The following is a 15011-nucleotide window of genomic DNA, read 5'->3' as shown; positions in this document are numbered from 1 at the left end:
TTAATAATCAAATCTCCTCGTCAAATCATCCAAACTCTTCTTGGATCCCACAAAAGTCACCAAATCCTTTAGGCGTAATCTTGTATAACCGTGTGAGATAATCATCTGTCCGCCACGTTTGATCGACAAAATAATGACGTCTGCAGGCAGGCGTAAATCCCTCAACGGCACACCATGCAAATCCGGATTCATCACTTCCAAGTCTCTGGAATCCTGCCCAGGTTCCATGCCCAATAAAAGAGAAGTGGCCTGTGGAGATCTTACATAATGATCCATCAAACTAACCATGGCCATAGAAGGGTCAACAATTCGAACACCCAAATTCAAAAACTGATCATAGTAGCTTCTATCTGTGAGTCGAACAATAATATCTGGTGTACCAAAATGATGATAGGCCAACTCACATACTTCTAGATTTTCTTTATCGGCCAGCATACATATAATAGCTTCTGTTTTTGCTGCACCCATTTCTTTAATCTGTGGAAGGTTGATCTTATCCATGTAGTGGATTTTGATCCCCTCGGGCTCATCGATACTGCCTTTTTTCAAAAGCGTTGCTATTTGTACTTGCCAATTATTGGTCATTAATTGCTTGGCTAGTGCAACGGACTGACTTTCGAATCCAAATATGATAGCATCTCTAATCCCGTCGGTCTGGAATTTGGCTTTAGTTTTATCTTCACCGACCTTTCTAAGCGCATATTTAAACAGAGGAGGCCCTACAATCTGATTAAGAACAATTATACCAATCATTATAGTAGCGAATTCTGAACCCCACGCTGGAAACTGATTAGAAACTAACGCAGTCAAACCAAGTGCAACACCAGCTTGAGTGACATAAGGCATCCACCCTACATTCACAAAGCGCATAGGATCTTTAGCAATGAAACCTCCAGCATATGAGCCGCCAATAATGGTAATTAGTCGAATGGCGAAAAAGAACAGGGCTATAGGCCAAATACTGAAAAGAATATGAATATTGAGAGAGGCACCTGTCAGCGTGAAAAATGCTGCATAAATCATAGGCCCTGTTTTGTCTAGAATGGACAAAAATTCTGGCTTATATCTGGAATAATTCGTGATATACAAACTCGCAATGATACAGGTGATCAAAGGCTCTAATCTGATGTGGTGATCAGGAATGATATCAAGATCTGCTAGTACGTGATTAAGGAAATAAACCCCCCAACCTAGCAAAATGATAATTACCGCTTTTGAATCTGATTTAATTCTCCAAGCCAATAGTAAGTTGAGCACACGCCCGAGCAAATAACCAATACCAGCAGAAATGAGCATTTCTAAAACAGGTAGTAAAACACTTATATACTTAAATTCATTGCCTGATACGAGTGAAATACTCAACGTAAAACACATAGCGAATAGGATGATCACCAGAAAATCTTTGAGAACGGTCACCCCCATCACTGTTTGCGTAAATGGCCCTTTGGCTCTTAGCTCATTGATGACTGCTATCGCCGACGCTGGTGATCTAGCCACAAACACTGTCCCTGCCAAAAGTGAAACTGCCAGACGAGTATTGAAATTCATGTCTTCCATGAATGAGATATGATCTGCCAAAAAGAAAACGGTAAGGCTACCTATCCCAAAAGAGAAAAATAGCTGTCCTAAAGTATTCCACTTGATGCTATTGATTTTGGAAATGAGTTCACGAAAGTACAATTCCGCCCCAGCTGCAAAGGCTATAAATGCCAAAGCTAATTCATTAATGAAGTTTAGTTCTGAGATAGATTCCGAAGGAATAAGATTTAATACAAAAGGGCCACAGAGAATCCCAGTAATCAAAAAACCTGTGATTATAGGTAAGTTGGCCTTCTGAAAAAATGAGGCTATTCTATTGGCCGCAAGGGAAACTACTCCAAATCCAGCGATCAGAATAATCGTAAGTTTAATACTTTCAAAATTGAGATCCATCTACAAGCGCATAATTTGGATTAAATTCTAAAATAGTCAATATCTTTAAAAAGGGTTCAAATTATGGACAGCTTTTAAGAACTAAAATTTTTAATATGAACATTCTAATCACTGGAGGTACAGGTTTATTGGGACAGCGACTTGTAGACTTTTTATCAAATCTGGGAATGTCTCCGAGATTATTAAGTAGACAAATGGACTTGAATGCCGTAGTTCCTAAGTTTGAATGGGATATTAAGAAAATGAGTATCGATTCTGAGGCCTTAGAAAATGTTGAAGTAGTCATTCATTTAGCTGGAGCCAATGTAGCTGAAGGAAGGTGGACAGACCAGAGAAAAAAGGAAATTATAGCGAGTAGAATAGCATCTACGAAGCTTCTATATGATACAATTGAAAAATTGGCCGAAAAGCCAAAAAGCTTAATTTGCGCCTCAGCTACTGGTTTTTATGGAATTCAAGATTTTAATCATGAATCCATTGAGGAGGATAACCCCGGGACTGATTTTTTAGCTCAGGTTTGTGAGCAATGGGAGTCCGAGGCAAATCAGTTTACCAAATTGGGAATGAGAGTAGTAAAAGTGAGAACAGGAGTTGTTTTAGATGAATCGGGCGGGGCACTTCAAAAAATGGCAACGCCTATTAAAATATTTGCAGGAGCCGCACTTGGGACAGGAAAACAAATTGTGCCTTGGATTCATTGGAAAGATTGGTGCGGTGCAGTGGGACATTTAGTTCAAAATAAAGACCTGTCTGGAGCTTTCAATTTAGTCGCTCCTCAACCCGTAACTAATGCTGAATTGACTCGTTTGATAGCGAAAGTCATTCGCAGACCTTTGTTTTTACCTAATGTTCCTTCATTTGTGCTCAAAATTTTGCTCGGCGAAATGTCATCTATTGTCCTGAATGGAAACAAGGTGTCAAGTGAAAAACTTCAAACATCTGGGTATCAATTTGAGTATGAATCGGTAGAGCAATCACTTTCTGAATTGTTAGGTCGACATTGAGGCTTTACTCAATTATCTCTAACTTTGCCGGCTTGGCATTTTTGAGTGCCAAGAAAATAACAACCTACAAACAACAACAATATGGATAACAGCAACATGGGAGACGGAAGTAAGAAAAAAGCACACGTTGAAAAAATTAAAAAAGCATTTAAGGACAAAAACTGGAACGAAATAAAAAGTGCGGATTCTTGGGTGATCTTCAAAGTGATGTCCGAGTTCGTAGAAGGCTTTGAGAAACTCGCCAAAATAGGCCCTTGTGTTTCTATCTTCGGATCTGCTAGGACGCAGCCTGAGCACAAATACTATAAAATGGCAGAAGAGATATCAGCCAAATTAGTCCGGCATGGTTACGGTGTAATTACTGGAGGTGGACCGGGTATCATGGAAGCTGGTAATAAAGGGGCTCATAGCGAAAAAGGAAAATCTGTTGGTTTGAACATTGATTTGCCATTCGAGCAAAACAACAATATCTACATAGATCAGGACAAGCTCATCAACTTCGATTATTTCTTCGTTAGAAAAGTCATGTTTGTTAGATATTCTCAGGGATTTATAGTGATGCCTGGGGGTTTTGGTACGCTCGACGAAATGTTTGAAGCACTTACGTTGATACAAACTCATAAAATTGAGAAATTCCCAATTGTCATGGTTGGCAAAGATTATTGGGGTGGATTGGTCGATTGGCTCAAAAATGTATTGCTGAAGGAGAAAAATATAAGTGAGGCAGATCTTGATCTTTTCCATGTCGTGGAAACTGAGGAAGAGGCTGTTGATGTAATTGACGACTTCTATAATCAATTCAAATTATCGCCGAACTTTTAATCAAGGCATGTTAAAAAAGCATCAGTACTATCAGCTCAAAAGACTGAATCCCTGGATTAGAACTTACGACATGCGAGTAAAATCAGGCCAAAAATTTGAAATTAAAATACCTGCAAGAGAATAATGGCGAAAGCAGTAGAAACAGAAGAATTAGAACCTAGTGTTTTAGATTCTTTAGAAGGAGAACATACGGATTATATAGAAGTTTATGGTGCCCGTGAGCACAATCTGAAAGACATTGATGTAAAGTTCAAGCGGAATCAGTTGGTAGTGATCACTGGCATTAGTGGAAGCGGTAAATCTTCATTAGCCTTTGATACCATTTATGCTGAGGGTCAACGTCGCTATATGGAAAGTTTTTCGGCCTATGCACGAAGTTTCATGGGCGATATGGAACGTCCGGATGTTGACAAAATCAATGGTCTTTCTCCTGTCATTTCGATCGAGCAAAAGACCACCAGTAGAAATCCGAGATCAACAGTAGGAACAGTTACAGAAGTGTATGATTTTATGCGATTGCTGTTTGCAAGAGCAGGTATAGCCTTTTCCTATGTGACTGGTGAGAAAATGGAGAAACAGACCGAAGAGCAGATTTTCTTTCATGTGTTGTCTTTTTTTGATAATCAAAAAATATCAATTCTGGCTCCAGTAGTCAAGGGTCGGAAAGGCCATTATCGTGAGCTCTTTGTTCAAATCGCCAAAATGGGATATACCAAAGTCCGTATTGATGGGGAGTTGCAAGATTTGGTACCTAAGATGCAAGTGGATCGATATAAAACTCACGATATCGAAATAGTGATTGATCGAGTGCAGATTCGTGAAAAAGATAAAATCAGAATCAATGCTTCTTTAAAAACGGCTATCCAGCAAGGCAAAGGAGTGATGATGATATTGGATGAACAGGGCGAAATGCACCACTTCTCCAAACATCTGATGGATGCTAAATCAGGTCTGGCTTATGATGACCCCGCTCCAAATAATTTTTCATTCAACTCTCCCTATGGAGCCTGCCAGACTTGTAATGGGTTGGGTGTTATTGAAAAAATTGAGAAAGAAAACATCATTCCTGATGATACATTGAGCATCAGTCGTGGAGCAATATTGCCTTTAGGAGAATTCAGGGACATCTGGATTTTTAAGAAAATAGAAGCCATTCTAAAAAAACACAAATACAGTTTAACAACACCAGTTAAGGATATCAAGCCAGCGGTTTTGGATGTATTGCTGTATGGAGATGACGAACCCGTAGCTGTCAGCTCTAAAAAATATCCAGGAACGGACTGGAATACTCAGTTTGAGGGCATTGCCAATTTCTTAGAAAAGCAAAAGGATAGTGGAACAGAAAAAATCCAGAAATGGATCAAAGACTTTACCACTACTTCTACTTGTCCGGATTGCGAAGGTGCCCGATTGAGAAAGGAATCTTTACATTTTAAAATTGCGGATAAAAATATCTCTCAATTGGCAAAACTGAATATCTATGATTTGACCGAATGGTTCAAAGATTTGGAAAGCCGATTGACAGATAGACAAAACATTATTGCCACGGAGATTCTAAAAGAAATTCGGAAGCGATTGGGGTTTCTGTTGGATGTAGGACTTAATTATTTGGAACTAGACCGACCTCTTAGAACATTATCTGGTGGAGAAGCGCAGCGAATAAGGTTAGCCACGCAGATTGGTACTCAACTCGTAGGTGTATTATATATCCTCGACGAACCGAGTATCGGATTACATCAGCGCGACAATGTAAAGCTGATCAAAGCATTAAAAGACTTGAGAGACCTGGGTAATACAGTTATCGTGGTAGAACATGATAAGGATATGATGCTCGATTCTGACTATATCATAGATATTGGCCCGGGAGCTGGCCGACATGGTGGACAGATAGTGGCAGAAGGTGCACCAACTGAATTTATTAAAAACCCAACAACAACTTCTGGTTATCTGAATGGCAAACTGAGTATAGAAGTGCCTACCAAAAGAAGAGATGGGAATGGCGAAAATATTGTGTTGAAAGGTGCTACGGGTCACAATCTCAAGAATGTGAATTTGACGTTGCCGTTGGGTAAAATGATTTGTGTGACTGGAGTCTCTGGAAGTGGAAAATCTTCGTTGATACATGAGACTTTTGTGCCGATTCTTAACAAGAAATTTTATAGATCTAGAAAAGATCCTTTGCCATACAAAAGTATTGAAGGAGTAGATCATGTAGATAAAATCATAGAAGTAGATCAATCTCCCATAGGACGTACACCAAGGTCCAATCCAGCCACCTACACAGGAGTTTTCACTGATATTAGAGCTCTTTTCTCGCAATTGCCTGAGGCAAAAATTAGGGGCTATAAGCCTGGAAGATTTTCTTTTAATGTCAAAGGTGGAAGGTGTGAGACATGTGAAGGAGCAGGAATGAAACTGGTGGAAATGGATTTCTTGCCAGATGTATACGTGCCATGCGAAACTTGTAAAGACAAACGATATAATCGTGAGACACTAGAAGTCAGATTCAAAGGAAAGTCGATTGCAGATGTGTTGGACATGACGGTAGAGCAGGCGGTTGAATTTTTCGAACATCAGCCTAAAATTGTTCGAAAGATCAAAACATTGAATGATGTGGGCTTAGGATACATTACGCTTGGACAACACGCGACTACGCTATCTGGCGGAGAAGCACAACGGGTTAAATTGGCTACAGAGCTCTCCAAAAAAGACACTGGAAAAACATTTTACGTCTTGGATGAACCTACCACAGGATTACACTTCCAGGATATACAGCATTTGCTGAATGTGTTGAATATTCTAGTAGAGAAAGGCAACACGGTGATGATTATAGAACATAATCTTGATGTCATTAAAATTTCGGATCATATCATTGACCTAGGGCCAGAAGGTGGAAATGGAGGAGGACAAATCATCGCCGAAGGGACTCCAGAGAAAGTCGTTGCTAAGAATGTGGGGTATACAGCTAAGTTTCTTGCAGAGGAATTATCATCTTGAAATATTTAACTTATTTTGGCGGCTTTGAAAAGTAGAGATGGAAAATAGCAAACAAGCACCAAAAAAAAAGCATACCAACGAACAGCTCATACCCTATCAGTGGTTTTGGACAAACGTATATGGAGAGCGAATGGGCTTTGTGGAATGGGTGAAGTCGAGAAAATTCACGATACTTTACTTGCTTGTTATTTGGTCTATGTTTTTGATTTTAGGCAGAGCGACTACTAAAATGTGGAGGTGTGACCAAACATGGCAATTTGCATTAGCGTGTGACAATGCTATTTGGATGATCAAAATGGTAACCGCACCTATAGATTATATATTGAGTTGGTTCACTGCGCCCTTTTTTCACAATGGTTTAGATCATATTTTATTTGTGACCATTTTTGGTTTTTTAATGCCTGTACAGTCGTTTGAAATGCAACATGGTACAAAATCTACAGTAGCCATTTTTTTAATCTCCTATGCAGTTGTAGGGATTTTTTTTGGAACACTTTTTAATTTAGGAATCTACTATTGGCCAGATGAAGTGTTTTTTCAATATGGATTTGAACGCAGTTGGATGGGAGGATCAGTTGGATTCTATGCAATTATAGGAGCACTAGCTTGCTACAGTAAAAAACCATGGGTTTTACTTGGTATTATCGTTTGCTTCGAGCTTATAAATCTAACTGTGGTTGGAATTTCCATTCATATCTCTATGATACACACGGTCTCTTGTTTGAGCGGACTATTATCAGCTTATTTTCTTCGAAAAACTAAGCTTAGGCATAATTTCAAATATTGAAAGAATTGATGAAAAAGCGAACAAGGACAAGAGATCAGCTCATTCCATTTCAATGGTTTTGGACGGATGAATTTGGCGAAAAAATGGGCTTCAGGGAATGGTTTAAATCACGGAAGTTCACTATTTCTTATTTGATAACTATCTGGACTATTGTGTCTGTTCTTGATTTTGCTTCAACGCTAGATTGTACTAGTACTTGGCAATTAGCTTTTGCCTGTGATCATGCGATCTGGATGGGTAAGATGATTACAGACCCATTAAATTATGTACTTAGTTGGTTTACCGCACCCTTTTTTCACAATAGCATAGATCATATTCTTTTCGTGACTGTTATTGGAATGATGATGCCTGTTCAGTCTTTTGAGGTTCAATATGGCTCAAAAGCAACGGCTATTGTATTCATAGTGTCTTACATCTGGATAGGTGTTTTTTGTGGTATATTCTTTAATCTGGGAGTTGAAATATGGCCAGAAATGGATTTTATGTCCTTTACCTTCAAAAGAAATTGGATGGGGGGGTCAGTTGGGTTTTATGGCCTAATTGGGGCACTTGTCTATTGTAGCCGAAAGCCTTGGATACTATTTTCAATAACTTTTTGTTTCGAACTACTTAATTTATTTGTCATAAAAATTGATCCTCAAATTACTTTTGCCCATGCCAATGGCCTTTTTATAGGTTACTGTTGTGTTTGGTTAATGAAAAAACAAAAACTTATTTAGTCTTTATAGTTATTAAAACAGCTATTTAGCTTGTTGTGATAGTAATACAATAAGGAACTATTGCTAACTTTTATTTTACCTATGCCCTCTAGTTTTAATGGTGGATGATAGTGATAGAACCCTAAATTCTGGATTCCAGTTTTTATAATATCAATGTTCGTATTCGAATCAACCAAACTTTCATCGAGTAAAATTTCACCTATTTTCACTATCTCGTTTAATTGAAAGTCAATCTCATTCTGTAATTGAGTAACGGAGATGGTCGCTTTCTCTTCAGATAGGTTTAATATTTCAGAAAGACTTTCCATTGGGTTTTGCTTTTCAAGTAATTTAAATGCTGCAAAAGCCACCAAATGACTAGCCAATATGATAGTGTTTTGGAAGAAAGATTGTATGATTTTTTGAGTCAATAAAATTGCTGATTCTTGTTTGTACTTATTGAATTGTTTTTCATCAGCTAGCAATAATTTATCAACGTCAATTTGAATTCCGTTGTTATCTAAACTATCCCCTTTGGTATTTACTTCATTACCAAATACATCTATAGCATTTCCAATATTGATTATAATGCTAGATTTTTTTGTGAAAAAATCATTAATGAGTTTATAGGTTTTTTTTGTATTTGAAAACCGAGTAGGTTTTTTGATTTCAATTTTTTTGGATTTAAGAAAGTCGTCAATGAGTTCTGGAGCATCCAATACAAAATTGTAATTCAATGCGACGGGAATGACAAATATTTTATCGTTGACAATGCTATTTGTTGAGAGAAATTTTTTGCGTTGTGCCTCAATTGTAGCCTTAATTAGACCCAATTTTAATTCCTGTTCGACCTCACCACTTCTTGACCTTGTTCCTCCTGGGAAGAACAAACTGTGACAGTCTTTTTGTAAAGCAAGGCTTGAAAAAGATTTGAGACATTCAAGGTAGATGCGATTTTTTTTTCTTCGGTCTACTTTGTAAATGCCAACTGTATCTTTGAAATAAGTGAATATTTTATTGTTGAATAAGTTTAGGCCTGCACCATACAAAAAAGGAGGAAGCCCTATACGATGTAAGGCCCAGACAAAAAGTGATGAATCTAAATGACTGAGGTGTGTTGGAACTAAAACAATGGTACCAATTTTGGTTAGCTGCCTAAGTTGTTCAACTGAACCCTTTATTTGAATTTTCCGATTGATTGAAAATTTATTTTGAAGAAGGCTCAATAAGCGATAAATCCCAAAGGAATTTAATAGCACTGAAAGGACTGACGTCATAATGATTCGTGCTACGTGGTATCTAAATAGAATAAAATTTGTTGATATTTCGTTGACATATTTTTCGATTATTTTTCTTAATAGTGCTTCATTGATGGCATTCTTTTCGAATTCATTTTTTTCTACTGAAGGCTTTAAAGTATTTTGGATTTCCTCCCAAAAAGAAACTTCAAAATCGGGATCAATGGCCCATTTATTAGTTTTTGCTCGATGATATTCTTTATCTACAGAAGATTTTAATATGTGAGCAATGTTACTTGGGTCAGGGTTGACTGTTAAATTTGAATAAGCTTCATTTACTACCAGACTAATTAAATGGGATTTGCTTCTAGTTATTTTAACTAAGGGCCAATTTTTAATGTCCCTTATTACAGATTTGTATCGAATGTTTACGTAGTTTCGGTTCATGTTAAGCTTATTGATGGCTCATCATTTAAAGCAGATCGCAAACATAGTTAAAACATAAACTTTTAGTGTGTGATAAAATGGAGTTTGATTTTAAGTCTTGTTTTAACTAGGTTTTCTATGATCAATGCTAATTCCTAACCAATTTATTGTTAGTCATAGTAACTACGAATTAATACCTAAACTTCTGTGATTTATACCCTGCTAATTAGTTTTAAAATACTCAACTTCGCTGTTTTAATATCGTAAAAAAATACCGTACACAAACCGTAAAAAATTATGGTAGGCGAAAATGAGGAGATCAAAATTCCTCAGTCAGAATTACCCAGAGTTGTAGTAGTAGGTGGGGGCTTTGGAGGCCTCAGATTCCTCAAGAAACTAGACTCCTCAAAATTTCAGGTTGTACTACTCGACCGATATAATTATCACACTTTCCAGCCACTGCTCTATCAGGTAGCCACTGCCGGATTGGAGCCAGATTCCATTGCTGGACCACTAAGAAAGAGCTTTCAGAATAGAAAGAATTTCTATTTTAGAATGGCGACTGTTAACCGCATAGATGAAAAAAATCAACTGGTGGAAACCAACATTGGCCATTTGAAATATGACCGATTGGTTCTGGCTTGTGGTTCACTGACTAATTTCTTTGGAAACGATGAATTCGAGCACAAGAGTTTTCCACTCAAGCAGGTACCACATGCCCTAAACCTTAGAAGTCAGATCCTTCAAAATTTTGAAAAAGCTGTCCTGATGACTGATGAAAATGAGATGCAGCGACTCATGAACTATGTCATTGTAGGTGGAGGGCCTACAGGCGTAGAAGTAGCTGGCGCATTAGGAGAGCTAAAGCAGCATGTGCTGCCCAAAGATTTTCCTGAATTGAATTTGAATAAAATGCAGATCTATTTGGTAGAAGGCCAAGAAAGATTGCTGGGTGCCATGTCAGAATATTCTGGGAAAAGAGCCTTTGATTATCTAAAGAAATTTGATGTCAATATCTATGTAGGTAAGATCGTAAAAGCCTTTGATGGCGAGACTGTAACGCTCAATGATGGGATGCAAATACCTACTGAGACCCTGGTGTGGGCAGCGGGTGTAAAAGGCAATGCCATCTCAGGTTTGACTCTTGACATAACACCAGATAAAAGATTCAAAGTGGATGAATACAGTCGGGTAGTTGGCTTTGAAAACATATATGCCATAGGAGATGTAGCAAGCATGGCTAACGATAAATTTCCAAAAGGACACCCTATGCTCGCCCCAGTGGCGATCCAGCAGGGCCAGTTGCTGGCCAGAAACCTCAACGGATTGAAAAAGGACCAACCATGGAAGTCATTTTCTTATACAGACAAAGGGACCATGGCTACCGTGGGACGAAATAAGGCCGTCACAGAACTCTTTGGCAAATTTAAGTTCGGTGGGTTTATGGCATGGCTCACCTGGATGTTTGTGCATTTGATCCTGATCGTAGAATTCAGAAACAAAATCGTCATTTTCGGTAATTGGCTGTGGAATTACTTCACCTATGACAGAGGAACAAGATTAATTATCCGCCCATTTGTAAAAGCAAAGGTCAAAAAAAAGGAGAAAGAGGATAAAAAGGCTTTGGTGGCTTGATTTTAAGAGTGAATGAGTTACTTCCCAATCGCCCTCTCATTTCACCACTAATAAAATCTTAGTGGTGCAATCCATGGGTTTCTATAAATTTGGCGAGTATGCAAATGACTAAGCAACGTGCCTACTGGCTGTGCCAAATTATAGGGTGGTCCTCATGGGGATTGCTCAATTTCGCTGCCCTTTTGATGCAAAGCAATAAGGTTGCTTTTACTGATGTGTTTGGAGCTGTGTTTCAGCTGGCTTTTTATATTGGTTCTTCTCATTTTCTAAGGCACTTAATCAAAAAGAAGCAATGGTTTACATTCTCTTCCATTAGACTTATTCCTAGAATTTTAGTCTCGAACTTTTTACTAGGGTTGCTCAACTATTTTTCCTTGATTTTGGTGTCCTTTCTCATGGGGACACTGGTAGTTTCAGTCGAGCTTAGATCTGCTCATATTTTACTAGGAATCTTGGGTCCAGCGGCGATGTATTTTCTTTGGTCTTTGGTTTACTTCACTTATCATTATTTTGAGGAATACAATCGTTCCTTGCAATATCAGGCAGTAATCAGAGACACAGAGTTGAATAATCTCAGAGCTCAGCTCAACCCTCATTTCATTTTTAATGCTTTGAATAGCATCAGGGCATTGGTGGATGAAAATCCCAAAAAATCGAAATCGGCCATTACGCAATTGTCAAACATCCTTAGAACATCGCTGCAGGTAGATAAACAAAAGTTGGTTTTGCTTCAGGATGAGATAGCTACAGTGGAAGATTATTTGAGTTTAGAATCGATTCGATACGAGGAGCGATTGAAAGTAGAGTGGGAAGTAAGTAAGCGCACGCATAAAATTAAAATTCCGCCCATGATGATTCAAACTCTGGTTGAAAATGGCATTAAGCATGGCATTTCGAAGTTGAAATCGGGTGGAACCATAAGTGTGATGGCTAGAATAGAAGGAGATTTTCTGGTTGTTCAAATTAGAAATTCAGGCGTATATTTAGATAACAAACCAATGGCTAAAAGGGGGTACGGGCTGAATAACACCAAAAAGAGGATTCAACTGATTTACGGAGATATGGCTCGATTTAGTATTAAAAATGAAAGTGAAAATACGGTATTAACAGAATTGGTTTTACCCAAAGGATATTAGATTATGAAGGCGATAATAATTGATGATGAAAGGCTAGCTAGAAAAGAGCTCACTAATTTATTGGCTGAGTTTCAAGAGATTGAAATCGTAGATGAAGCTGTCAATGCGGATGATGCGGTTGAAAAAATACAGCAACATGATCCCGATTTGATTTTTTTGGATATTCAAATGCCAGATAAAACGGGGTTTGAATTATTAGAGATGCTCGAAAAAACGCCATTAGTCGTTTTCACAACCGCTTATGATCAATTTGCCATCAAAGCATTTGAATTTAACGCATTGGATTATTTGCTGAAGCCGATAGATACCAAAAGGCTTGCAGATGTTGTAAAAAAAGTTTTGGATCAAAAAGCCAAACCATCTCCTGTTGTTGAAGAATCATCTGATAAATTGAAATCCTCAGATCAGGTATTCGTAAAGGATGGAGAAAAATGCTGGTTTGTGAAATTGGAGAAAATCAGATTATTTGAGTCAGATGGCAATTATATCAAAGTCTATTTTGACGGTTTCCGTCCGATGATTCATAAGTCTCTCAATGCCTTAGACGAAAAACTAGATGATAAGTCTTTCTTTAGAGCCAGTAGAAAGCATATTATAAATCTGGGTTGGGTAGAATCTATTGAGCCTTGGTTCAACGGAGGGCTTATGGTCCAATTGAAAGACGGAGAAAAAGTGGAAGTAAGTAGAAGACAGGCGTCTAAATTCAAAGAGCGAATGAGTCTCTAGCCCTCTCTCACGCGATCCATGAGTTCGCTTTGAATGTCCCAATCTTTGGCCAGATTTATCATCGCAGTGGCCTCCATTTCGGTCATATAACCTTTTTTGTGGTTATCCTGCCAAACAGCGATGAGGTGATCCAATTTTTTTTCTTTGGGTAAGACACCTATCACTTTGTTTAAAAACTCACGTGCACGTTCAAAGGCCGATAAAAAATCTTCGGCAATAAAAGCATTCGCCCAATCCAATTCCCTATGTGCATCAAATTGATTGGCACTTTCTTCAAGCAAAGCCTTTTCATCCTCATCTAAACCGTGATAATGGAAAATCAACGATTTCAGTAACATCAATGCGCGTTTTTCTTGTCTTGTCATGCGATAAGCCTGCTCTGTTTTTTAAACTGTACCTTTTTTGAAATTCAAAAAATTCCATCAACAATCCATGAAAAAACACAATTGTCAATTATAAATGATGAATATAATCAGATTATCAGTTTTTCAGTAATGAAATCAGCAAGTAATTTCCCTTTTGGAGTCAGTCTAAGAAAATCTCCAACAATTACTAGCATTTCTAAATTAGTAAATTGGGCAATTTCATTTTTTCGAAGAGCTAATAAATCGTAATTAAGTTTTTCTTTTAACTCGACATAATTGAGTCCATCAATCAATCGAATCTTTGTAAGAATGGCCTCGTTTATGTGGTCTTCTGCAGATAATTTTTCAACAGAAGCGGGTAATATATTGGACTGAAGTTGCTTGATATACTTGATGTTGTGAGCAACATTGAATTGCCGCTCTTTGCCATTATACGAATGAGCAGCTGGGCCAAGCCCAAGATATTTTTTTCCATGCCAATAGGACGAATTGTGTTTTGATTCGTATCCGGGAAGGCAAAAATTGGAAATTTCATATTGTGTATATCCATCTTGAGCTAATGTAGCCATTATCACTTCCAAATGCGCTGCAGCAATCTCTTCGTTTAGCGGAGTTAGTTTATTTTGCTTTTCCCACTTCCCAAAGACAGTATCTTCTTCGATGGTTAGTCCATAGATGGAGATGTGTTGCGTTTTATACTTTAACGTTTGATGAAGATCGATTTTTAAATCTTCCACGGATTGATCGGGTGCTCCAAAAATGAGATCAATGGATATGTTTTGAAAACCTAAACTTTGAGCTTCTTGAATCGCTGAAGAAGCCATTTCAGCGTTATGCGCTCGATTGAAATATCTGAGAATGTCGTCATTGAAAGACTGAATGCCAATGCTAAGTCTATTGATTCCTGCAGATTTTAATTCTCTTAATTTGGACACAGAAAGATCGTCGGGGTTGGCTTCCAGCGTAATCTCGGGGCTTGAATCAGTGGAGTAATTTTTATGAATGAGATTGAGTATAGAGGTGAGTTCTTTATGACTGAGCAAGGAAGGAGTTCCACCTCCAAAATAGATAGTTTCGATGATTTCACCTTCTAGATAGTTTCTTTGCAATTCAATTTCCTTTAGGATTGCGTCGATTAAATCTGATTTGGTGTTTAGATTGGTGGAAAAATGGAAATCACAATAATGGCAGGCTTGTTTGCAAAAAGGAATATGGATGTAGATCCCGGCCAAAGCGTATAAATAA

At 38.0% G+C, this 15011-nt stretch carries 12 protein-coding genes; 8 read left to right on the top strand and 4 right to left on the bottom strand.

The annotated features are described in order from the left end of the window. On the bottom strand, positions 1–1932 hold the full coding sequence (locus ABJH98_RS18345) for a cation:proton antiporter (protein WP_348309233.1): 1932 nt from the start codon (positions 1930–1932) through the stop codon (positions 1–3). 95 nt (positions 1933–2027) lie between these two features. Between ABJH98_RS18345 and ABJH98_RS18340 the strand changes: the two genes are divergently transcribed. The 5 genes from ABJH98_RS18340 to ABJH98_RS18320 all read left to right on the top strand — a co-directional run bounded on the left by ABJH98_RS18340 (position 2028) and on the right by ABJH98_RS18320 (position 8261). Next, positions 2028–2936 carry a TIGR01777 family oxidoreductase gene (locus tag ABJH98_RS18340; protein ID WP_348309232.1) on the top strand — a complete coding sequence of 303 codons (909 nt, stop codon included), beginning with the start codon at positions 2028–2030 and terminating at the stop codon, positions 2934–2936. Positions 2937–3017: 81 nt separating this feature from the next. Beyond that, positions 3018–3758 carry a TIGR00730 family Rossman fold protein gene (locus ABJH98_RS18335; RefSeq protein ID WP_348309231.1) on the top strand — a complete coding sequence of 247 codons (741 nt, stop codon included), beginning with the start codon at positions 3018–3020 and terminating at the stop codon, positions 3756–3758. 123 nt (positions 3759–3881) lie between these two features. Beyond that, positions 3882–6755, top strand: a complete 2874-nt coding sequence (gene uvrA / locus ABJH98_RS18330; protein ID WP_348309230.1) for an excinuclease ABC subunit UvrA — start codon at positions 3882–3884, stop codon at positions 6753–6755. A 37-nt stretch (positions 6756–6792) separates the two neighbouring features. Then, complete coding sequence (locus tag ABJH98_RS18325) at positions 6793–7542, top strand: hypothetical protein (protein ID WP_348309229.1); 750 nt, start codon at positions 6793–6795, stop codon at positions 7540–7542. Positions 7543–7550: 8 nt separating this feature from the next. Then, a complete protein-coding gene (locus ABJH98_RS18320) occupies positions 7551–8261 on the top strand; it encodes a rhomboid family intramembrane serine protease (protein ID WP_348309228.1) in 711 nt (236 codons plus the stop codon). On the opposite strand, the gene ABJH98_RS18315 is transcribed toward ABJH98_RS18320, so the two are convergent. Continuing rightward, on the bottom strand, positions 8258–9925 hold the full coding sequence (locus ABJH98_RS18315; RefSeq protein ID WP_348309227.1) for a 1-acyl-sn-glycerol-3-phosphate acyltransferase: 1668 nt from the start codon (positions 9923–9925) through the stop codon (positions 8258–8260). The two genes, ABJH98_RS18320 and ABJH98_RS18315, sit on opposite strands and share 4 nt — an antisense overlap. A 276-nt stretch (positions 9926–10201) precedes the next feature. Here ABJH98_RS18315 and ABJH98_RS18310 point away from each other — a divergent pair, with 276 nt between their 5' ends. The 3 genes from ABJH98_RS18310 (at position 10202) to ABJH98_RS18300 (ending at position 13401) form a co-directional block, all read left to right on the top strand. Next, positions 10202–11539: an NAD(P)/FAD-dependent oxidoreductase gene (locus ABJH98_RS18310; protein ID WP_348309226.1), complete on the top strand. Its 1338-nt coding sequence runs from the start codon at positions 10202–10204 to the stop codon at positions 11537–11539. A gap of 98 nt (positions 11540–11637) precedes the next feature. Further along, positions 11638–12675, top strand: coding sequence for a histidine kinase (locus tag ABJH98_RS18305; RefSeq protein ID WP_348309225.1), 1038 nt, complete (start codon positions 11638–11640; stop codon positions 12673–12675). 3 nt (positions 12676–12678) lie between these two features. Next, positions 12679–13401, top strand: coding sequence for a LytTR family transcriptional regulator DNA-binding domain-containing protein (locus tag ABJH98_RS18300; protein WP_348309224.1), 723 nt, complete (start codon positions 12679–12681; stop codon positions 13399–13401). Here the strand turns inward: ABJH98_RS18300 and ABJH98_RS18295 are convergent. Both ABJH98_RS18295 and hemW read right to left on the bottom strand, forming a co-directional pair. Then, the gene (locus tag ABJH98_RS18295) at positions 13398–13766 is read right to left on the bottom strand and encodes a hypothetical protein (RefSeq protein WP_348309223.1); all 369 of its coding nucleotides are present in this window, start codon (positions 13764–13766) and stop codon (positions 13398–13400) included. The two genes, ABJH98_RS18300 and ABJH98_RS18295, sit on opposite strands and share 4 nt — an antisense overlap. A gap of 107 nt (positions 13767–13873) precedes the next feature. Further along, the gene (gene hemW / locus ABJH98_RS18290) at positions 13874–14998 is read right to left on the bottom strand and encodes a radical SAM family heme chaperone HemW (RefSeq protein WP_348309222.1); all 1125 of its coding nucleotides are present in this window, start codon (positions 14996–14998) and stop codon (positions 13874–13876) included. Positions 14999–15011 lie beyond the last annotated feature (13 nt).

The organism is Reichenbachiella sp. (assembly GCF_039969095.1).
Classification (GTDB): domain Bacteria; phylum Bacteroidota; class Bacteroidia; order Cytophagales; family Cyclobacteriaceae; genus Reichenbachiella.
The sequence above is the reverse complement of the archived record's forward strand: the minus strand, read 5'-3'. Positions and strand labels throughout refer to the sequence as shown.